The sequence below is a fragment of the Streptomyces sp. NBC_00536 genome (assembly GCF_036346295.1).
Classification (GTDB): domain Bacteria; phylum Actinomycetota; class Actinomycetes; order Streptomycetales; family Streptomycetaceae; genus Streptomyces.
This window is the reverse complement of sequence record NZ_CP107819.1, coordinates 4,361,273-4,380,231: the sequence shown is the minus strand read 5'-3', so window position 1 is coordinate 4,380,231 and position 18,959 is coordinate 4,361,273. Positions and strand designations below refer to the sequence as shown.

Below are 18,959 nucleotides of genomic sequence, written 5' to 3'. Positions count from 1 at the left end.
CCCCGTTTGGTAAGTGATTGGTTCCACCAGAGGGAAGAACGGAGGAGTTGACCGCCATCAGGATCGCCCGGGTCGGAAGGCTGAGCCCGGGTACCGCAGGACATCGATAGTGAGGTGGTCTCCGGTCAAGCAACCGCGATCCCCGCGCCCCCGGCCGAGTGCTGGTCAGGCCCGCGGAAACAGAAGGCCGACGCAGTACTAGGGTCGGCAGATGGTGTAGCAGTTCCTTCGGGGCCCTGGTGCCGTACGGCGCTAGGGCCCCTCCACGCGTTCCACAGAGAGAGGTGCAAATGACAGCACACGACTCGTTCGACGATCGTCTCGACGACGACGACTACCCCGCGTACACCATGGGCCGGGCCGCAGCCGTGCTCGGCACCACCCAGAGCTTCCTCCGCGCCATCGGAGAAGCCCGCCTCATCACCCCGCTCCGCTCAGAGGGCGGACACCGCCGCTACTCCCGCTACCAGCTGCGGATCGCCGCCCGAGCCCGGGAGCTCGTCGACCAGGGCACCCCCATCGAGGCCGCTTGCCGCATCGTCATCCTCGAAGACCAGCTCGCGGAAGCCCAGCGCATCAACGCCGAATACCGCCGCACCACCGAAACACCCCATCCATCAGCCGCCGTGTGACGACTGCGCCTGCGAGCCAAGGTTGCCGTGGGCCGGGGCGTTTCACCGTGGAAGCGACCGAAGCTGTGTGCCGGATCGCGCCGCTGGGGCCATCAGGTGTGCAGACGGCTGTTGGGGCCGTCCTGGTCGCCGGCGCTCTCGTCGTTGAACCAGTAGTCACCGGCGGCCAGGTACCGGAAGGAATGCGTGCTCTCGCTCGGCAGCTCGACGGTGACCGCCCGCTTCCCGTCTTCGCGTGGCCGGAGGGTGTGGGTGCCGGGCCGCCAGTCGTTGAAGTCGCCCACCACGCTGACCGGGCCGGGCGGGGTGTCGGCGGGCAGGACGAAGGTGACTTCCGTGCGGTCCTTGCCCAGCGTGCGCTCCAACATGAGACGGACTCCTGACAGCGAATGGGGTGGGGATCGCGCCCATCCTCGGCGCTGAAGGGATGGTCCGCCTCCGGACGCCGCCACGCCGGGGACCGGCGTCACCCGTGCGCCTCGCTCCGTAGTCGAAATGATGCAGACCGTCACTGTGCGTGTCAGCGTGATCCGAGGGGAATCCGCAGCCCACGCATCAAGAGGAGTCGCCGACATGGACGGTAAGCAGGACAAGCGTCAGGAGCCGGGCAAGGGCCGCGAGGCGCAGGAGCACCATCGTCCCGGAGATCCCGCGCACGCGCAGCCGGGCAAGCCGTCCCGCGAGCAGGGGCAGAAGCCCGGTCAGAAGGAGAGCCCGCGCCGCCGCGAGGACGACCTGCTGCGCGAAGAGGACCTGCACGACGAGAACCTCTGAGCAGAGCAGCGCTCGCCCACACACGCAGGGCCCGGCCGGTCCACAGTCACCCCGGCCGGGCTCTGTCGCGTCCCGCCCGACGCCGGTCTTGAGGGGGCGGGGTCGGCTTCGAGGGTTCCGGGACTGATCCGTTCCCGCCGGCACCCACAGGTGACCCCCGGCCCGGCCGTGGGGGTGTCAGGCATGGACCCGGGCGATGAGCAGGGCGACGTCATCGTGGTCGCCGGGGTGGCGCAGGGCGTGGAGGAGCATGTCGCAGGTCTCCTCCAGAGAGGGTGGCGGCTTTGCCAGGAGGGCGAGGAGAGCGTTCAAGCGTTCGTCGATGGACTGGTCACGGGTTTCGACCAGGCCATCGGTGTAGAGGACCAGTTGGTCGCCCGGGTGCAGATCGAACGTGGTGGTGTGGAAGACGACGTCGCCGACTCCGAGAGGGACTCCGGTGGGCAGTTCCAATAGTGCGGGCGGCCGTCCGCGACGCATCAACACGGGGGGCATGTGCCCCGCGTTGGCGACGAGGCATCGGGTGTGGTGGGGGTCGTAGACCGCGTAGACGCAGGTCGTGATGGTCTGTCCCATGAGGTCCGTCAGGCGGTCGAGGTGACGCAGTACCTGGCCGGGGTCGAGGTCGAGGTCGGCCAGTGTGCGGGTGGCGGTGCGGAGCTGGCCCATCGTTGCGGCGGCGCTGATGCCGCTGCCCATGACGTCGCCGACGACGAGGGCGGTCTTGTCGCCCGTCAGGGGGATGACGTCGAACCAGTCGCCGCCGACCTCGTCCGCCGCTTGGGCGGGCTGATAGCGGTAGGCGATCTCCAGGCCGGGCGGGTCCGGTGGCTGCTGAGGGAGGAGGCTGCGCTGGAGGGTGAGGGCGGTGTTGCGTGCCTGCTGGTACCAGCGTGCGTTGTCGATGCACACGGCGGCGCGCGCGGCCAGCTCGCCGGCCAGGACCTCGTCGTCGGCGGTGAACGGTTCCGGATTGCGGAGGCGTTTGAGGTCGAGGGCGCCGAGGACTTCGCCACGGGCGATGAGCGGCACGGCCAGGTAGGAGTGGAGTCCCGCGGCGGCCAGCATGCCGACGGCTTCGGGACTGCGGGCGATGCGGATCAGGTCATCGGCGTCCACGTGGGGCACGCGGACCGGGCGGCCGGTGTTCACGCACCGGGTGACCAGCCGGTCGGCGTCGTAGCGTGCCACCTCACCCGGCGGATCGGCCGCACGCACCGCGTCCGTGGGGTACGCGGCAGCCACGGCCAGGGCCCTGAAAACCGCTGACCCTTTGTGTACGGCAACGGCCTCACGGCTGTGCAGGATGCTGTCGAGCACGTCCACCGCGGCCACGTCGGCCAGCTCCGGCACCGAGACCTCGGCGAGTTCGCGGGCGGTCTGGTCGAGGTCGAGCGTGGTCCCGATGCGCAGGGAGGCGTCGGCTACGAGGGCGAGGCGCTGCCGGGCCCCGGCGGCCTCGGCCGTGGCGCGATGCCGTTCGCTCACGTCGACGACGGAGGTCGCGACGCCGAGCACCTTCCCGTTGGAAGCTTCCAGCCGGTAGAAGGACACCGACCACACGTGGTCACGGTCCGGGTCGGCCGGGGTGCGCCCCTTGGATTCGCGGTCAAGGATCGGGATTCCGTCGGCCAGAACCTCGCGCATGGCGGACTCGATGGACTCGATGTCCAAGAAGGGCAGTGCCTCGCGGACGTTCCGGCCGACATGCTCGGCAGCCGGCAGGCCGTTGATGCGTTCCAGCGCCGGATTGACGGTCACATACCGCAGATCGGTGTCTACCACCGCCAGCCCGATCGGGGACTGCGAAATCAGCCGGGTGGACAGCGCCAGATCCCGCTCCACCCGCCGCAACGTCGCCTGGTCGGTAGCCAGGCCCAGGGCATAGACGCCTTTCCGGCCGTCCTCCAGCCGCATGTTCCGGAACTCCACCAGCCGCGTGCCGCCATCCTTGTGCCGCACGGGAAACACGCCCGCCCAGCTGCCCCCGCCCGCCATGACCCGCGCGAACAGCTCGACCACCAGCTCCAGGTGCTGCTCGTGGACCAGCAGCCGGCCCGCGAACCGGCCGAGGGCCTCATCCGAGGTGTATCCGAACAGTTCCTCGGCCTGCGGGCTCCACAACGTGATCCGTCCGTCCGCGTCGAGCACCACAGCTGCGACCTTCAGGACGTCCAGCAGGCCCCCCGGCTCGGGTGAACCACCATCCGGGGACTGGCCGGGGTAGCCCGGGAAGGATTCGGCTTGCATCCCGTGGCTCCTTCCGCGCCCGTCACCGCTGGTGACCAGTGGCCTCCTCGTCAGCGGAGCCTCCCGGCCTGCCCCCGGCTGCCGGTCGGCACCAGCCCGGGGACGTCACCCTTGCTGGTCTCAGTTCGCCATCAGAGGGCCGTCGGCGCCAGTCTTGGGCTGAGCGGTCTGTCGGCGTGGTGGTGGCTATGAGGGAAGGAGCCTGGGCGGAGTGGGTGTGCCGGATGCAGCCATGTCGGTTCGCCTGTCTGCGGGGTACGGCGACACCGGATCCGACGCCAGTGACCAGCGTCAGAGTGGCTGTTGACCGGCACATCGCCACCACCGTTTCACGGTACTCCGCATGCCCCCGGTGACGCTCGTCTCCACACAGGCGGGGCTCCCTGCGGAACCGGAAAGTACCTGGTCAGAACCGACTTCCGGGGCCGCAGACCGGAGTAGGGTGAAGGAACCGGGAGTATTTCGTACGTCTGCTCCCCCGCGGATGTCGTTTCCGGCGATCACTGCACCGGGCCGTTCGCGAACGGCCCGGGGACGGGTCCGCGACATGGCCACGGCCCTTCACCGCGCCGAGTCCCAGGTGGGTGCTCCCCTGGCTCCGGCGCGCCTGTCCCTCACGCCGGTCGGCTCTCGCGGGTCGGCTGGACGGTGCCTGGTGGCCCTACTCCCGTGATCTCGGAGCCGAGCTCCCGACGAGACCTGAGAGCCTCGACGGGCCCCGGAGCCCACTCCCACACACGAAAGGACGCGGTCATGGCCACACTGCGCGAACGCAAGACCTACCGCGAACAGGTGCTCCGGGTCCTGTACGAAGCCATCGAAGGCAACCGCCTCCTCGGCATCACCGGAGCCCAGCTCCGGCACGACCTCCACGTGCCGGAACAGGATCTGGCCGCCGCCTGCACCTACCTGGCAGGCGAGGGCTTGATCACGGTCGACTGGGAGCCGGGCAACACACCCGCGATGGTCACCCTCACGCACGAGGGAATCCGTCGCATGGAGGCCGAGGAGGAAGAACGCGACTGAGCGGTCCTTCAGCCCCACACCCGGTTCCGGCCGGGTGGGGCGCTCTGTCGTGCGGGTGGGGGGTGTTGGCGGCTACTGGGCCGTCATCGCGGCCGGGATGTCGACGCGGGCGGCCCTGCGGGCCGGCCAGAGCGAGGCGAGCAGGGCGCCCGTCATGGCGATGAGCACGCCGAGGGCCAGGCGGCCCCAGGGCAGGACCAGGGTGTAGCCCGCGACGCTCTCCTGGAGGGTGCGGCCGAGCGCCCAGCCGAGGAAGACGCCCAGGACGGTGCCGACCGTGGCGCCGAGCGCGCCGAGGACCAGGGCCTCCAGGCGGATCATCCGGGCCACTCCGGCGCGGTCCACGCCGAGGGCGCGCAGGGTGCCGATCTCCTTGCGGCGTTCGAGTACGGACATGGCGAGGGTGTTGGCGATGCCGAGCGCGGCGATCGTCAGGGCCATGCTCAGCAGCGCGTAGAAGACGTTGAGCTGGTCGCCGATGCTGCCGCTGTCCTGGGCGCGGAGGTCCGTCGCGTCGAGGACGGCCAGGGCGGGGTTGTCGCCGAGGGCGTGGGTGACCTGGGCGAGCGCGGCCCGGCCGGGTCCGCCGTCGGTGGCCAGCAGGATCCCGTTGGTGTGCGGGGTGGGGTCGTAGCGGGCGACGAGTGCGTCGGGGGCGGTGATGCTGGGCAGCAGGTTGCTCTGCTCGTCCGCCCGGTACACCGCGCCGATGGTGACGCTGCCGCGCTGGTTGTCCTGCCCGGTCGGGCGCTCCAGGGGGAGGGTCTGGCCGATGTGCCAGCCCTCCTTCTTCGCCTTGAAGTCGGCCACGGCGATCTGGCCCTGGGCGAGGCGGTCGAGGGAGCCCTCGGTCACGTCGTAGCGCAGCAGCCGGCCGATGGTGGCCGGGTCGACGCCGGTCAGGACGGACGGGGCGCCCGCCAGCCGGTATTCCGTGGACTGGTTGAGGGGGCTGAACGCGACACCGGGCAGCTTCTTGAGCGGCGCCGCGGTGACGGGGGTCATGCCCGCGCCGCCCTCGACGGGCTTCACCAGGTAGTCGGCGGCGAAGTCGTGGGTGGTCGCGCGGTCGAGGTACTGGGCGGCGGACGCCCCGAGGACGGACAGGCCCGAGGCGAGGGTGAGGGCGATGGCGAGCGCGGCCGCGGTGGCGCCCGTACGCCGCGGGTCGCGCACGGTGTTGCGGACGGCGAGGTTCCCGTACACCGGGTGGACGCGGGTCAGCAGCGGCCGCAGCAGGGCGGCGAACGGCCGCGACAGCAGCGGGATGAAGCCGATTGCCCCGGCCAGGGTCAGGGCCGCGCCGAGGCCGATGACGCTCCGGCTGTCCTTCCCCGTGGTGAGGGCGCCGTAGACCACGGCGGCGGTGCCGGTGAGCACCAGCGCGGCGCTGAGTCCGCTGCGTAGGGAACCGGTGCGCGCGGGCGCCGCGGGTTCGGCCGCGCCGAGGGCGGCGACGGGCGGGATGGCCATGGCCCGGCGGACCGGCAGCCAGGCGGCGGCCATCGGCAGCAGGGTGCCGACCAGCAGGGACACGCACACGGTGGCCGGGGTGAGGACCAGCGGGGCGGCCGGGGCGCTGTCGGTGGCGAAGATGCTCTGGAGGAGTACGGCGGCACCGGTGCCGAGGGCGAGGCCCGCCGCGGAGGCGAGCGCGCCGACGAGCAGGGACTCGGTCAGCAGGATCCGGCGCACCTGCTTGCGGGAGGCGCCGACGGCCCGCATCAGGGCCAGTTCCCGGGTGCGCCGGGCGACCAGCATGGTGAAGGTGTTGGAGATGAGGAAGGTGGCGACGAAGAGGGCGACCGCGGCGAAGCCGAGCAGGATCTGGCTCATCGTGTCGCTGTCGCTGGTGGCCAGATTGGCCTGGATCCGGGCGAGTTGGGCCCCGGTGGCCGCCCCGGCGCCCTTCGGGAGCATCGCCTCGACCCGGCCCAGGAGCTGCTGCGCGCCGGTGCCGGGCGCGGCCGTCAGCTCGATGTTCTCGAAGCGGCCGGGCTGGAGGAAGAGCCGCTGGGCGGTGGCGTCGGTGAACAGCGTGAGGCTGCCCCCGGCGGCGCGCGCGGCGGCGTCCGTACGGAAGATGCCGCTGAGGGTGTAGCTCGCGGCGCCCTCGTTCGTACCGGCGCGGACGGTGTCACCGACGCGGTAACCGCCCTTCGCGGCGGTGGTCTCGTCGAGGGCGATCCGGTCGTCGCGGGTCGGGCCGGAGCCCTGGGTGAAGCGGTATGCGGGGTCCTGGCCATCGGCCCCCGGGGTGAAGTTGGCGGCCTTGTGGGACGGGCCGTGACCGAGCGGGCGGCCGTCCTTCCCGGCGACCGCGGCGAAGCCGCCCACCCGGCCCGAGGCCGCGGCGACGCCCTCGACCTTGGCCAGGGCGCGCACGGTGGCCGCGTCGAGGCCGGCCGGTGGGGCGCCGCCCGCGCGGGAGTTTTCGGCGAAGACGCTGACGGCGATGCGGTCGAACCCGGCGGTCGCCCGGGCGGTGGCGGCCCGGTTCATGCTGTCGCCGTAGACGAGGCTGCCGGAGATGAAGGTGACCCCGAGCATGACCGCGAAGGCGGTCATCAGCAGGCGGGCCTTGTGCGCGGACACGTTGCGCAGGGCGGTACGGAACATGGGTGCGGATCCTGGGGGGGGAGGGGAGTGGAGGACGTCGGGCTCAGCTGATGCGCGCGCGGGTGTCCAGCTCCTTCATCCGGTCCAGCACCCGCTCCGGGGTGGGCCGCGCCATCTCGTCGACCAGACGGCCGTCGGCGAGGAAGACCACGCGGTCGGCGTAGCCCGCGGCGATGGGGTCGTGGGTGACCATGACCACGGTCTGGCCCAGCTCTCGCACCGAGTCCCGCAGGAAGCCGAGGACCTCGGCCCCGGCGCGGGAGTCGAGGTTGCCGGTGGGCTCGTCACCGAAGACGATCGCGGGGCGGGAGACCAGCGCCCGGGCGACCGCGACGCGCTGCTGCTGCCCGCCGGACAGCTGGCCGGGCCGGTGCGAGAGCCGCTGCGAGAGGCCGACCATGGAGACCACCCGGTCGAGCCACTCCCGGTCGGGCCTGCGGCCCGCGACGGTCAGCGGCAGCGTGATGTTCTCCAGCGCGGTGAGCGTCGGCAGCAGGTTGAACGCCTGGAAGACGAAGCCGATCCGGTCGCGGCGCAGCTGGGTCAGCTGGCGGTCGTTCAGCCCGCCGAGTTCGGTGGTGCCGATGCGGACGGAGCCCGAGCTGAAGGAGTCGAGCCCGGCGGCGCAGTGCATCAGCGTGGACTTGCCGCAGCCGGAGGGGCCCATGATCGCGGTGAACTCGCCCTCCCGGAAGGAGATGCTGACCCGGTCGAGGGCGACGACGCGGGTGTCGCCGCTGCCGTAGACCTTCGACAGGTCGGTGGTGGAAGCGGCCGCGGCCCCCATCGTCACGTGCGGGGCAAGGGGGTCGGCGGTCACAGGGGACTCCTCTTCGAGTGCGGAAGGCGGTGCACTTCGAAGGGTGTCCGGGGAACGTATCGGTGCCCGGTCCGCCGTGTATCGGCGGGCGCTTGGCTTCGTACCGGTTGTGTAGAACGCGTGGGGGGATGTCAGACCGGCAGGCGCAGGGTGGCGACGGCGCCGCCGTCCGGGGCGTTGGCCAGGCGCAGTTCGGCTCCGAGGACCCCGGCCTGTCCCAGGGCGATCGTCAGGCCGAGGCCGTGGCCCGAGCCGCGCTCGGCGGCGCCCGTGTGGAAGCGGCGCGGACCGCCGCGCAGCAGGTCCGGGGGGAATCCGGGGCCGTGGTCGCGTACGACGACGGTACGGGCCCCCGCGTCGACGGTGACCGACACCGGGGCTCGCCCGTGCCGGTGCGCGTTGACGACGAGGTTGCCGACGATCCGTTCGAGACGGCGCGGATCGGTCTCGACGGCCGCGGCCGCACTCCCCTCGGACTCCGTGACCTCGGCGTCGAAGCCCGTACGGGCCACCGCCTCCGCGACCACCTCGGCGAGCGGGACCCGGGCACGGACCGGCCGTTCGGCCCCCGCGTCCAGCCGGGAGATCTCCAGCAGGTCCTCGACCAGCCCGCGCAGGTCGCGCACCCGGGCCCGCAGCAGGTCCTCGGTCTCCCCGTCCGGCAGCAGGTCGGCGGCGGCCAGCAGACCGCCGACGGGGGTGCGCAGCTCGTGGGCCACGTCGGCGGTGAACCGGCGTTCGTCGCGCAGCCGTCGGCTGAGGGTGTCGGCCATGAGGTCGACGGTGGCGGCGATGTCGGCGACCTCGTCGCGGCCCCGGGTGGGTCCGGTACGGGCGTCCAGGTCCCCGGCGGCGATCCGGCCCGCGGTCTCGGAGACCCGCCCGAGCCGCCGGCCGAGCAGCCCGGCCCCGTACACGGCCAGCGGCGTGGTCACCGCGAGGGCGATCAGGGAGGCCACGGCCATGGTCGCGTCCAGCCGGTACAGCTCGTGGAACTCCGTGGTGATGGCGACGTGGACGGCCAGCACCGGACTGCCCGGGCCGCCGGTCCGCTGGGCGCCCCACACCGTCGGGTCCATGCTGCCGGGGAGGCTTCCGCCGTAGGAGACGTGCCGGTCGCCGTCGGCCGGGTTCCGCAGGGCGTAGGGCAGCTCGGGCGGATCCAGCTCGGCGCCGCTCGGGAGGGCGCCGGTGCGGCGGTAGGTGTCCATGGCCGCGTACACGCCGTTGAAGGCATCGCGTTCGGCCCGGCCGCGGATCTCGTGCGCGGTCCACACGTGCACCAGCAGCCCCACGGCCACCGCCACCAGGCACGCCGTGGCGGCGGCCAGCGCGGCGATCTTCCAGCGCAGGCGCAGGCGCGGAAGCCCACGAACTCGGCCCACGGCCGTCATCGCCGGAACTTGTAGCCGAAGCCGCGGACCGTCTCGATCCGGTCCCGGCCGACCTTGCCGCGCAGCCGCTGCACGCACAGGTCCACGACCCGGCTGTCGCCGTCCCAGCCGTACTCCCACACGTCCCGCAGCAGGGTGTGCCGCTCCAGCACGGTCCCGGGGTGCGCGGCGAACTCCAGCAGCAGCTTCAGCTCGGTCGGGGTGAGCGCGACCGGCTTGCCCGCGACGGTCACCTCCAGGCCGGCGGTGTCGATGGCCAGGTCCCCAAAGACCAGCAGCTCCCCCTCGGGGCCCGCGGAGTCCGGCCCCGGGGGCGGGGTGGGCGCGTAGGTCGCCCGCCGCAGCAGCGACCGGATGCGGGCCACGAGGACGAAGGTGTCCACGGGCTTGACCACGTAATCGTCGGCCCCGGCCTCCAGGCCCGCGACCACGTCGAGCCCGTCCCCGCGGGCGGACATCATCAGGACGGGCACCAGGCTGGTCTCCCGGACCTTGCGGCACAGGCCGATCCCGTCCAGGCCGGGCAGCATCACATCGAGGATCAGCAGGTCGAAGCTCTCGTCCCGGAACAGCTCCAGCCCGGTCAGCCCGTCGGCGGCGGCCTTCATCTCGTAGCCGTAGCGCTCCAGGGCGAGGGTGAAGGACCGGCGCATCAGATCGTCGTCCTCCACCAGGAGCACGCGCACGGGGGCGGGGACGGGGGCGGAGGACACGACAGCTTGCTCCTGTTCGGGCGGCACGGACGCTCGTACGGCCGGACGGCCTGAAAGGAACGATAGGCAGACACCGCCCCCGCACCCCGCCTCCCACGGCCCGGCACGCTGATCCGATGGGCGACCAAGCGCTCCCCGATGCCCGCCCGATACAAAGGCCGCGGGAAAGCCACATGGGTGGCTCGGCGGAACACTGGATGAATGCACTAGTGGATGATCGTTTCTGCATGATGCTCTGCCCGGCATGACCACTCGCACCAAGCTCACCCTCGCCGCCACCGTCACGGCGGCCCTGGCCTTCGCCGCCCCGCTGGCGACCGCCTCGCAGTCCACCGCCGCCCCGGAGCCGAACCCGGCGCCGCTGCTCCGTGCCGCCAATCCGGTGGCGGGCCAGTACATCGTGACGCTCGACAAGATGGTGGACCCGGCCAAGGCGGCCGAGAAGCTGGGCCTGAAACCGACGTTCGTCTACTCCAAGGCACTCAACGGCTTCGCCGTCCCGCTGACCCCGCTCCAGCTGACGATCGTCCGCAACAGCCTCGGTGTGAAGACGGTGGAGGAGGACGGGAAGGTCAGCGCCCCCGCGTCGGCCGAGGGATCAGCCCCGCGCGGCCCGTCCTCCACCTGGGGTCTGGACCGCATCGACCAGAAGGAGCTGCCGCTCGACAACTCCTTCACCACCCAGGGCAACGGCGCGGGCGTGACCGCCTACATCCTGGACAGCGGCATCGACTACAAGCACACCGAGTTCGGCGGCCCCGACAACAGCCGCGCCACCTTCGGCTTCGACGCCATCAAGGACGGACGCAACGGCCAGGACTGCCAAGGCCACGGCACGCACGTCGCGGGCACGGTCGCGGGCAAGACGTACGGGGTCGCCCGCAAGGCCAACCTCGTCAGCGTCCGCGTCCTCGGCTGCGACGGCAAGGGCGAATGGTCCGGGATCATCGCCGGAATGGACTGGGTGGCCAAGAACGCCAAGCAGCCCGCCGTCATGAACGCCTCCCTGGGCGGCGACAAGTCCAAGGCCGTCAACGACGCGGCGACCGCCGTGTCCGACGCGGGTGTGCTGCCGGTCGTCGCGGCGGGCAACTCCTCCGTTGACGCCTGCGGCGTCTCTCCGGCCTCCGCGGCCAGGGTCCTGACGATCGCGGCCACCAATAAGTACGACGAGGAGACGGACTTCTCCAACTACGGCGAGTGCGTGAGCCTCTACGCACCGGGGGAGGCGATCGTCTCCGCGAAGCTCGGCGGCGGCTCGGTCTCCCTGAACGGCACCTCCATGGCCGCCCCGCACGTCGCCGGCGTCGCCGTCCTCTACAAGCAGGCCCACCCCAAGGCGGACGCCGCCGAAATCGCCGAATGGGTCGACACCGAGTCCACCAAGGACGTCCTGAAGAGCGTCAGCAAGAGCAGCCCCAACCGGTTCCTCTTCACGGCCGGCCTGTAACCCCCGGCCCCACCACCCGCGCCACCAACGCACTTGGCCCCCACCGCACCGGAGTGCCGTGGGGGCCAAGTGGACGCTAGGCGTCAGGTGTTGCGAGTCCTACAGGTGCCGACGATCAGCCGTTGCGCTTCCAGCGCGGCTTGTCGTCGCGGCGGGCGGTGCCGCCACCGAAGGACGAGCCGGAGCCGGAGCCCGACGGACGGTGGTCGTCACGGCGGCCGTACGGGCGGTCGCCGCCACCGGAGCGGAAGCCGCCCGAGGGACGGTCGCCACCGCGGTCGTCACGGTTGAAGCCACCGGACGGACGGTCGTCGCGGCGGAAGCCACCACCGGCGGGACGGTCGCCACCGGAGCGGAAGCCGCCACCGGCCGGACGGTCGCCACCGGAGCGGAAGCCACCGGACGGACGGTCGTCGCGGCGGAAGCCGCCACCGGCCGGGCGGTCGCCGCCACGGTCGTCACGGTTGAAGCCGCCCGAGGGACGGTCGTCGCGGCGGAAGCTGCCACCGGTCGGACGGTCGTCGCGACGGAAGCCACCACCGGCGGGACGGTCGCCACCGGAGCGGAAGCCGCCCGACGGACGGTCGTCGCGGCGGAAGCCGCCACCGGCGGGACGCTCGTCACGACGGTCGCCACCGGAGCGGAAGCCACCGGACGGGCGGTCGTCACGACGGAAACCACCGGAGGGGCGGTCGTCACGACGGTCGCCACCGGAGCGGAAACCGCCACGGTCGCCACGGTCGTCGCGGTTGAAGCCGCCACGGCCGCTGCGCTCGCCGCGGTCGTCGCGACGCTCGAAGTTGCCACGCTCGTCACGACGCTGGACGGCCTGCGCCTCGGCGGCGGCAGCCGCGGCGGCGGCCTCGGCCGCAACCTCGGCTTCGGCGGCTTCGGCGACCTCGGCCACAGCGGCCTCCGGGTCCTCGCCGCGCTCACGGGCGGAACGGGCGACGAGGCGGTCGGCCTCCTCGCGCAGTTCCACGGCACGGCGCTGGACGCGCTCCAGCTGCTTGGTGAGGTCGGCGACCTCGCGCTCGGCCTGCTTCGCGGCGTTGTTCGCGGAGTCGGCCTGGACCTCGGACAGCGAACGGGCACCGGTGATCTCGGCGACCTCGGGCTCGAACGCGCCCGCACCGCCGACGATGTGGCGCGAGGCGTCGACGCCCGCGTCCTCCATCAGGCGGAAGATCTGGCGGCGCTGGTGCGGCAGCGACAGCGAGACCACGACACCCGACTTGCCGGCACGGGCGGTACGGCCCGAGCGGTGCAGGTAGTCCTTGTGGTCGCCGGCCGGGTCCACGTTCAGGACCAGGTCGATGCCGTCGACGTGGATGCCACGGGCGGCGACGTCGGTCGCGACGAGCGCGTTGACGTAGCCCTTCTTGAAGTCTTCCAGGACGCGGGTGCGGGCACCCTGCGTCATGCCGCCGTGCAGCGCGTCGGCCTTCACGCCGGACTCGATGAGCTGCTCGGCGATGCGGTCGGCGCCCAGCTGGGTGCGGACGAAGATGATCGTGCGGCCCTTGCGGGCGGCGATCGCGGCCGTGACCGGCGCCTTGTCCTTCGGCTTCACGACGAGGACGTGGTGGGTCATGGTCGAGACGTTGCCCTGCGCGCTGTCGACCTCGTGCGTGACGGGGTTCGAGAGGTAGCGCTTGACGAGCGTGCCGATCTCGTTCTCCATGGTGGCGGAGAAGAGCATGCGCTGGCCGCCGCCGGGGATCTGGTCGAGCAGCTCGGTGACCTCGGGCAGGAAGCCCAGGTCGGACATCTGGTCGGCCTCGTCGAGGACCGCGACCTGGACGTTCTCCAGGGAGCAGGCGCCACGGTTGATGATGTCGCGCAGACGGCCCGGGGTGGCGACGAGGACGTCGACACCGCGCTCCAGGGCGTAGATCTGGTTGCCCATCGAGGTACCGCCGCAGACGACCTTGAGCTTCAGGCCGAGGACGTCACCGTACGGCTGGAGCGCGTCGGCGACCTGCATGGCCAGCTCACGGGTCGGCGTGAGGATGATCGCGCGGGGCTTCTTCTTCTCGGTGGTGCCACCGGCCAGCGAGGCCAGGGTCGGCAGACCGAAGGAGAGGGTCTTGCCGGAGCCGGTGCGGCCACGGCCGAGGATGTCCTTGCCGGCCAGGGCGTCCGGGATGGTCGCGGCCTGGATCGGGAAGGGGGCGGTGACGCCGTTCTGCGCGAGCTTGCGGACGATGCCGTCCGGCAGACCGAGGTCGCCGAAGGTGATCGTGGGCTCGGCGTCGGCAGCCTCGTCGGCTGCGGGGGCGTCGATGGACTGGTCGGTCGTCAATTCGGCCTCAAAAGCTTCGTCGATGTCGGCGGCGAGGGAGTCGGTCACGAGTTCGTCGACCACAGGGGTGGTCTCGACGAGATCGGTGATCTCTACGGCCTCAACGGCCTCGATGGAGTCGTTCTCGGGCATGACGGCACGGTCAGAACTGGAAATGGACATGCGAAATGCGAAACCTTCCGGAGTCTCGGCACGCGCCCAAACTCCGTGAATCGCAAATCGACCGCCTCAATGCGGTCAGCCACGGTAGGGGAGAGTACGCGCCACGCGGCGCTCTTCGGATTCGGCGCCGGGCAATGGGATCAAACGATCTATAACCATACGCACCCTCCCCCCACTCTGGCAAGTCACCCCCACCAAGAGGCCACTGACCTGCAAGAACGTCACTTCGCCAAACAGGAGTACGAGTCCCACTCGCCCACCCGAAGCGGCTCGGAGAGGGCTCCGGACTAGGTCGTGACGGGCGGCGAAGGGTCCACCGGGGAGGGCGTCGGAGTGGGCGGAGTCACAGGCGGCGGGGACGACGGACTCGGCGCCGGGGTGGGCGGAGTGCCCCCACCAGACCCACCGGTCCCGCCAGACCCACCAGACCCCGCGGTCGTCCCGCCCGCCGAGGTGGCAGGGTGCCCCGGCCCCGGTCCGGGACCCACCGGTCCACCCCCACCCCCGTTGCCGCCCGCGCCCGGGCCGGCCGACGGGGAGGGGCCGCCGGGGGCGCCCGCCACCGCCGCGCCCGGGCTGGCCGAGGCGCCCGGGGGCAGCATCTTCCCGTCGGGGCCCACGGCGCTCGCCTTGTCGCCCGTACCGTCCTTCTTGTCGTGCCCGCCGCCGTGCGCCCCGCCGCTCCGGCCCCCGGAGGAGCCGCCTCCGGACTCGGCGGCGGCGCCCTGGTGGCCCGCTGGGGACGTGGCTCCGGGCTTGGCGGCGTCGTCGGTGACACTCATGCAGCCCGCCGTGGCCGTGAGCGCGAGCGTGGCGACGGCCAGTCGGACGGAAGCAGACAAGTGGCGCACGGGTGGCACCTCCGGGACAGGGGCAGGTTTCCGCCGTGAACGGGTTTCCGCGGTGAACGGGTCAATGTGCCCAACTCTCTTTGCCCCGTAAGAGACACGCCCCTTCCGCCACCGGCTCACTGCGCCCGCGCACTCAGCCCGCGGCCAGCCCCCGCGCCACCCGCAGCCCCAGGTCCACGGCGCCCAGCCCGACCAGCACGGACGCGGCCACGTTCACCACCGCGAGGAACTTCCAGCCCCGCTCCGCCAGTCGGAGCGTCTCGTAGGAGAACGTCGAGTAGGTGCTCAGCGCCCCGCACAGCCCCGTCCCGAGCAGCAGGTTCAGCCGCGAGGAGGCCGCGCCGTCCAGCACCGCCCCCGTCAGCGCCCCCAGCACGAGACAGGCGGCCGCGTTCACCACGAAGGTCCCCCAGGGGAACACCGAATCGTGGCGCACCTGCACCGCGCGGTCGGTCAGATAGCGCAGCGGGGCCCCCACCACCGCACCCAGGACCACCATCAGCCAGTTCACAGGCCCGCCCGCGCCCCTCGGTCGCCGACCGCGAGGCGGGTCACCCGGGCCGCCGCCCACACCGCGCCCAGCGCGGCCACGACCGTGAGACCGGCGTACGCCAGTGCGGTCCGGGCCGCACCGGCGTCCAGCAGCCGCGCGAAGTCCACGGCGTAGGTGGAGAAGGTGGTGAATCCGCCGAGCACCCCGACCCCCAGGAAGGGCCGTACGAGGGGATGCGCCGACCGGCCACCCTCGCTGATCAGCACCATCAGTACGCCGATGAGCGCGCAGCCCGCCGCGTTGATCCAGAGGGTCGCCCACGGGAAGGCCCCGGGCGCGGTCGGCCACAGCAGCCCGACCGCGTACCGCGCCGAGGCGCCCACGGCGCCGCCGGCCGCCACGGCCGCGAGCACGCGGCGCTGCGGTTCGCCGCGCTGCGCCGGCACATGGAGGTCGACGTCCGGGTCGATCGCCTCGGAACCCTCGACCGGCCGGGTCATCCGCGCCCCGCCGCACACATCAACGCTGCACACATCAGCACTGTCGTCACTGTCGCCACCGGGCCATTCTCACGCGCCGGGGCGCTTCCCTCCCGGACGGCACGTCCCTCCCGGACAATGGGCGGGTGCTGCAGATGACGCGCGACGACTTCGAAGAGCTGGTGGCCCAGGCCCTGGACCGGATCCCGCCCGAGCTGACCCGGGTAATGGACAACGTGGCGGTGTTCGTGGAGGACGAGCCTCCCGCGGACGACCCGGAACTGCTGGGGCTCTACGAGGGGACGCCGCTGACCGAGCGCGGCGAGTGGTACGCCGGGGTGCTGCCGGACCGGATCTCGATCTACATGGGCCCGACCCTGCGGTACTGCGAGGCGCCCGACGACGTGGTGCACGAGGTCGCCGTGACCGTCGTGCACGAGATCGCCCACCACTTCGGCATCGACGACGACCGGCTCCACGAACTGGGCTGGGGCTGAGTCTCCGGAGGGAAGCGCGGCGGGCCGCGGGGACCGCCCGCCCCACCGGGGGAAACACCGGGGGAAACCGTTTTGGCGATCGCCGCCCCGATCCCATATGCTTCTCACGTCCCCGACGCGCTGGAAAGTGCCTAGGCGGGCCTTTAGCCCTCATCGTCTAGTGGCCCAGGACGCCGCCCTTTCAAGGCGGTAGCACGGGTTCGAATCCCGTTGGGGGTACGCAACACCGTGTGCGAGACTTGCGCTCGCACATTGCAAGGACCTGTGGAGCAGTTGGTTAGCTCGCCACCCTGTCAAGGTGGAGGTCGCGGGTTCAAGTCCCGTCAGGTTCGCTGAAGCTCGTAAGAGTTTCGTGGCTGGGTAGCTCAGTTGGTACGAGCGATCGCCTGAAAAGCGATAGGTCGCCGGTTCGACCCCGGCCCCAGCCACCTTCGAGAAGGCCCCGTCCATCGGACGGGGCCTTCCGCGTTACCCCTCGTCTCCCGCCGTACGGGCCGTACGCCGCCAGCGCACCAGGCCCACGCCCAGCGCCCCGGCCGCGATCAGCCCGAGCAGCGCCCAGTCCGGCACCCCGGCCGTGGCGGTGCGCACCCACTCCTCCACGGCGAACGAGTCGTCCACGTCCAGCAGCCCCGGCAGCGCGCTCGCCCCGTCGTAGACCAGGAACAGCGCGCCCAGCGCGATGAAGAACAGGCCGGACAGCAGCGAGGTCGTGTGCAGTTCGAAGCGGCCCGCCCGGACCACCCGGCCGCGCAGCCAGCGCCGCCGCCCGAGGTCGAACCGCTCCCAGAGCAGCGCCAGCAGGAAGAGCGGTACGGCCATCCCGAGCGCGTAGACGGCCAGCAGCAGGCCGCCGTAGACCGGGCTGCCGCTCACCGCCGCGACGGTGAGGACACTGCCCAGGATCGGGCCCGCACAGAATCCGGCCAGCCCGTAGACCGCGCCCAGCGCGTACACGGAGAGGGCGGTGGTCGGCCGGATCCGGCCGGAGAGGTCCGAGATCCGGCGCGAGGCGAAGCCCAGGCCCAGGATCTGCGCCAGGCCCAGCGCGATGATCAGCCAGCCGCCGAAGAGGACCAGGGCGTCCCGGTTGCCGTGGAAGAAGCGGCCGGCGTACGAACCGGCCGCGCCCAGCGGCACCAGGGTGGTCGCGAGCCCGGCGTAGAAGATCCCGGTGCGGGCCAGCAGCCGGGACGCGGAGTCGATGGAGTAGGCGAAGAAGGCGGGCAGCAGCAGCGCGCTGCACGGGCTGAGCAGCGCGAGGAGGCCGCCCAGCAGGGCGGCCAGGTATCCGATGCCGTTCACTTCGCGGCCGCCGCCTGCGCGGCCTGCTTGGCCTTGGTGATCGCCGCGGTGAAGACCGAATCCGGCTGGGCGCCCGCGATGGGCTGCCCGTTGACCAGGAAGGACGGGGTGGAGGTGACGCCGATGCGGTAGCCCTCCTCCTGGTCGGTGCGGACGGCCGCGGCGGCCTGCTCGCCGCCCATGTCCCGCTGGAAGCGCTCCAGGTCCGGGACCCCGGCTTCCTTGGCGATCTCCAGCAGGCGGGCCTCGCCGAAGCCCTTCTCCTTGGCGCCCTCGGCATAGGCGGCGGCGTGGAACGCGGCGAAGCGGTCCTGCTGTCCGGCGGCCCACGCGGCCTTCGCGGCCGCCTCGGACTCGGCCCCGAAGATCGGGAAGTTGCGCCATTCGATGCGCAGGGTGCCGTCCTCGACGTACTTCTTCACCAGTTCGGGTTCGGTGTCGCGGGCGAACTTGCCGCAGTAGCCGCACTTGAAGTCGGAGTACTCGATGAGGACGACGGGCGCGTCGGCGCGGCCGGTGGTCAGCTTGTCGTTCGCGTCGCGGCGGGCCAGCTTCATCAGCTCGGCGCGGCTGTCGGGGGCCTGCGGCGCGGACGCGGAGGCGGGTTCGGAAGCCGCCTCCTTGGGAGCGGTGGCCTGCCAGGACACGATGCCGAGGGTGACGGCGGCGAGCGCGACCCCGGCGGAGATCAGCAGGGGCTTGCGGGCGGAACGGGAAGAAGAGGTCATGCGGGTGCTCCGGAGCGGTGGGTGAGGAAAGGGGAGTGGGCGGACCGGGGGAACCGGTCCTCCTAGACCCGCATCACGGACATCTCCAGTGGCCCCGGCGCCGCGCGGTCCGGCCCGCGTGCGGGCGCCCGTACGGGCGTGCCCCAGGCCTGCCGGTCCTGCTCCGCCGCGCACCGCGCGACCGGCGGGTACCCGTGGTCCCCGGAGGCGCGCTGCGGCACGGCCGGGACCCGGCCGCGGTCGGGATCGTCCGGCGTGCACGAGGGGCCCCGGTCGGCGGGCGCCATCGCCAGGGCCACGGGGGCGCTGTCCACGGCCTGCACCGTCACGTGCACGGCTTTCCGAACCGGTGTCCCCGCCCCCGCAGGCACCGGCACCGCCGCGAGACACCCCACCAGCACCGCGAGGACGGCGCCCAGCAGGCACCAGATGCGCGGGGCGGGGCGGGACATGGCGGGCCT

At 72.2% G+C, this 18,959-nt stretch carries 17 protein-coding genes, 3 tRNA genes and 1 pseudogene; 9 read left to right on the top strand and 12 right to left on the bottom strand.

Annotation, left to right across the window (positions count from 1 at the left end; genetic code table 11):
• Window positions 1–290 precede the first annotated feature (290 nt).
• Complete coding sequence (locus OHS33_RS19255) at window positions 291–632, top strand: MerR family transcriptional regulator (protein ID WP_330331655.1); 342 nt, start codon at window positions 291–293, stop codon at window positions 630–632.
• 92 nt (window positions 633–724) lie between these two features.
• Here OHS33_RS19255 and OHS33_RS19250 read toward each other — a convergent pair whose 3' ends face one another.
• Complete coding sequence (locus OHS33_RS19250) at window positions 725–1,000, bottom strand: isoamylase early set domain-containing protein (protein WP_330331654.1); 276 nt, start codon at window positions 998–1,000, stop codon at window positions 725–727.
• 205 nt (window positions 1,001–1,205) lie between these two features.
• Here OHS33_RS19250 and OHS33_RS19245 point away from each other — a divergent pair, with 205 nt between their 5' ends.
• Window positions 1,206–1,406 carry a hypothetical protein gene (locus tag OHS33_RS19245; RefSeq protein WP_330331653.1) on the top strand — a complete coding sequence of 67 codons (201 nt, stop codon included), beginning with the start codon at window positions 1,206–1,208 and terminating at the stop codon, window positions 1,404–1,406.
• Window positions 1,407–1,583: 177 nt separating this feature from the next.
• On the opposite strand, the gene OHS33_RS19240 is transcribed toward OHS33_RS19245, so the two are convergent.
• Window positions 1,584–3,656: a SpoIIE family protein phosphatase gene (locus OHS33_RS19240; protein WP_330331652.1), complete on the bottom strand. Its 2,073-nt coding sequence runs from the start codon at window positions 3,654–3,656 to the stop codon at window positions 1,584–1,586.
• Window positions 3,657–4,240: 584 nt separating this feature from the next.
• Here OHS33_RS19240 and OHS33_RS19235 point away from each other — a divergent pair.
• Both OHS33_RS19235 and OHS33_RS19230 read left to right on the top strand, forming a co-directional pair.
• Window positions 4,241–4,318 (top strand): annotated as a pseudogene (locus tag OHS33_RS19235) (hypothetical protein); the annotation flags it as partial.
• A 91-nt stretch (window positions 4,319–4,409) separates the two neighbouring features.
• Window positions 4,410–4,682, top strand: a complete 273-nt coding sequence (locus tag OHS33_RS19230) for a hypothetical protein (RefSeq protein WP_330331651.1) — start codon at window positions 4,410–4,412, stop codon at window positions 4,680–4,682.
• Window positions 4,683–4,754: 72 nt separating this feature from the next.
• Here OHS33_RS19230 and OHS33_RS19225 read toward each other — a convergent pair whose 3' ends face one another.
• The 4 genes from OHS33_RS19225 to cseB form a co-directional block, all read right to left on the bottom strand.
• Entirely contained in the window at window positions 4,755–7,301 is a 2,547-nt protein-coding gene (locus tag OHS33_RS19225) for an ABC transporter permease (RefSeq protein WP_330331650.1), read from the bottom strand.
• A 43-nt stretch (window positions 7,302–7,344) separates the two neighbouring features.
• A complete protein-coding gene (locus OHS33_RS19220; RefSeq protein WP_330335103.1) occupies window positions 7,345–8,088 on the bottom strand; it encodes an ABC transporter ATP-binding protein in 744 nt (247 codons plus the stop codon).
• A 164-nt stretch (window positions 8,089–8,252) separates the two neighbouring features.
• Window positions 8,253–9,515, bottom strand: coding sequence for a sensor histidine kinase (locus tag OHS33_RS19215; RefSeq protein ID WP_330331649.1), 1,263 nt, complete (start codon window positions 9,513–9,515; stop codon window positions 8,253–8,255).
• Window positions 9,512–10,228 carry a two-component system response regulator CseB gene (gene cseB, locus OHS33_RS19210; RefSeq protein ID WP_330331648.1) on the bottom strand — a complete coding sequence of 239 codons (717 nt, stop codon included), beginning with the start codon at window positions 10,226–10,228 and terminating at the stop codon, window positions 9,512–9,514. Before cseB ends, OHS33_RS19215 begins: the two co-directional genes overlap by 4 nt.
• Window positions 10,229–10,472: 244 nt before the next feature.
• On the opposite strand from cseB, the gene OHS33_RS19205 reads away from it, so the two are divergent.
• A complete protein-coding gene (locus OHS33_RS19205; RefSeq protein WP_330331647.1) occupies window positions 10,473–11,678 on the top strand; it encodes a S8 family peptidase in 1,206 nt (401 codons plus the stop codon).
• A 115-nt stretch (window positions 11,679–11,793) separates the two neighbouring features.
• On the opposite strand, the gene OHS33_RS19200 is transcribed toward OHS33_RS19205, so the two are convergent.
• From OHS33_RS19200 to OHS33_RS19190, 3 genes are all read right to left on the bottom strand, one after another.
• Entirely contained in the window at window positions 11,794–14,145 is a 2,352-nt protein-coding gene (locus tag OHS33_RS19200; RefSeq protein ID WP_443065321.1) for a DEAD/DEAH box helicase, read from the bottom strand.
• A gap of 984 nt (window positions 14,146–15,129) precedes the next feature.
• Window positions 15,130–15,507 (bottom strand): fluoride efflux transporter CrcB, encoded by a 378-nt coding sequence (gene crcB, locus OHS33_RS19195; RefSeq protein ID WP_330331645.1) that lies wholly within the window; start codon window positions 15,505–15,507, stop codon window positions 15,130–15,132.
• Complete coding sequence (locus OHS33_RS19190; RefSeq protein WP_330335102.1) at window positions 15,504–15,989, bottom strand: FluC/FEX family fluoride channel; 486 nt, start codon at window positions 15,987–15,989, stop codon at window positions 15,504–15,506. The genes crcB and OHS33_RS19190 overlap by 4 nt, the downstream gene beginning before the upstream one ends.
• Before the next feature lie 125 nt (window positions 15,990–16,114).
• On the opposite strand from OHS33_RS19190, the gene OHS33_RS19185 reads away from it, so the two are divergent.
• The 4 genes from OHS33_RS19185 to OHS33_RS19170 all read left to right on the top strand — a co-directional run bounded on the left by OHS33_RS19185 (window position 16,115) and on the right by OHS33_RS19170 (window position 16,893).
• A complete protein-coding gene (locus OHS33_RS19185; RefSeq protein ID WP_330331644.1) occupies window positions 16,115–16,465 on the top strand; it encodes a metallopeptidase family protein in 351 nt (116 codons plus the stop codon).
• Between the two features lie 146 nt (window positions 16,466–16,611).
• Window positions 16,612–16,684 (top strand) — tRNA-Glu (locus tag OHS33_RS19180).
• Window positions 16,685–16,723: 39 nt separating this feature from the next.
• Window positions 16,724–16,797 (top strand) — tRNA-Asp (locus tag OHS33_RS19175).
• Between the two features lie 22 nt (window positions 16,798–16,819).
• Window positions 16,820–16,893 (top strand) — tRNA-Phe (locus tag OHS33_RS19170).
• A gap of 40 nt (window positions 16,894–16,933) precedes the next feature.
• On the opposite strand, the gene OHS33_RS19165 is transcribed toward OHS33_RS19170, so the two are convergent.
• The 3 genes from OHS33_RS19165 to OHS33_RS19155 all read right to left on the bottom strand — a co-directional run bounded on the left by OHS33_RS19165 (window position 16,934) and on the right by OHS33_RS19155 (window position 18,950).
• Window positions 16,934–17,770, bottom strand: a complete 837-nt coding sequence (locus tag OHS33_RS19165) for a cytochrome c biogenesis CcdA family protein (protein WP_330331643.1) — start codon at window positions 17,768–17,770, stop codon at window positions 16,934–16,936.
• Window positions 17,767–18,498, bottom strand: coding sequence for a DsbA family protein (locus tag OHS33_RS19160; protein WP_330331642.1), 732 nt, complete (start codon window positions 18,496–18,498; stop codon window positions 17,767–17,769). Before OHS33_RS19160 ends, OHS33_RS19165 begins: the two co-directional genes overlap by 4 nt.
• Before the next feature lie 62 nt (window positions 18,499–18,560).
• Entirely contained in the window at window positions 18,561–18,950 is a 390-nt protein-coding gene (locus OHS33_RS19155; RefSeq protein ID WP_330331641.1) for a hypothetical protein, read from the bottom strand.
• Window positions 18,951–18,959 lie beyond the last annotated feature (9 nt).

Coding starts and splice junctions, on each gene's coding strand:
- OHS33_RS19255 (WP_330331655.1), top strand. CDS start 291: ATGACAGCACACGACTCGTTCGACGATCGTCTCGACGACGACGACTAC.
- OHS33_RS19250 (WP_330331654.1), bottom strand. CDS start 1,000: ATGTTGGAGCGCACGCTGGGCAAGGACCGCACGGAAGTCACCTTCGTC.
- OHS33_RS19245 (WP_330331653.1), top strand. CDS start 1,206: ATGGACGGTAAGCAGGACAAGCGTCAGGAGCCGGGCAAGGGCCGCGAG.
- OHS33_RS19240 (WP_330331652.1), bottom strand. CDS start 3,656: ATGCAAGCCGAATCCTTCCCGGGCTACCCCGGCCAGTCCCCGGATGGT.
- OHS33_RS19230 (WP_330331651.1), top strand. CDS start 4,410: ATGGCCACACTGCGCGAACGCAAGACCTACCGCGAACAGGTGCTCCGG.
- OHS33_RS19225 (WP_330331650.1), bottom strand. CDS start 7,301: ATGTTCCGTACCGCCCTGCGCAACGTGTCCGCGCACAAGGCCCGCCTG.
- OHS33_RS19220 (WP_330335103.1), bottom strand. CDS start 8,088: ATGGGGGCCGCGGCCGCTTCCACCACCGACCTGTCGAAGGTCTACGGC.
- OHS33_RS19215 (WP_330331649.1), bottom strand. CDS start 9,515: ATGACGGCCGTGGGCCGAGTTCGTGGGCTTCCGCGCCTGCGCCTGCGC.
- OHS33_RS19205 (WP_330331647.1), top strand. CDS start 10,473: ATGACCACTCGCACCAAGCTCACCCTCGCCGCCACCGTCACGGCGGCC.
- OHS33_RS19200 (WP_443065321.1), bottom strand. CDS start 14,145: ATGTCCATTTCCAGTTCTGACCGTGCCGTCATGCCCGAGAACGACTCC.
- OHS33_RS19190 (WP_330335102.1), bottom strand. CDS start 15,989: ATGACCCGGCCGGTCGAGGGTTCCGAGGCGATCGACCCGGACGTCGAC.
- OHS33_RS19160 (WP_330331642.1), bottom strand. CDS start 18,498: ATGACCTCTTCTTCCCGTTCCGCCCGCAAGCCCCTGCTGATCTCCGCC.
- OHS33_RS19155 (WP_330331641.1), bottom strand. CDS start 18,950: ATGTCCCGCCCCGCCCCGCGCATCTGGTGCCTGCTGGGCGCCGTCCTC.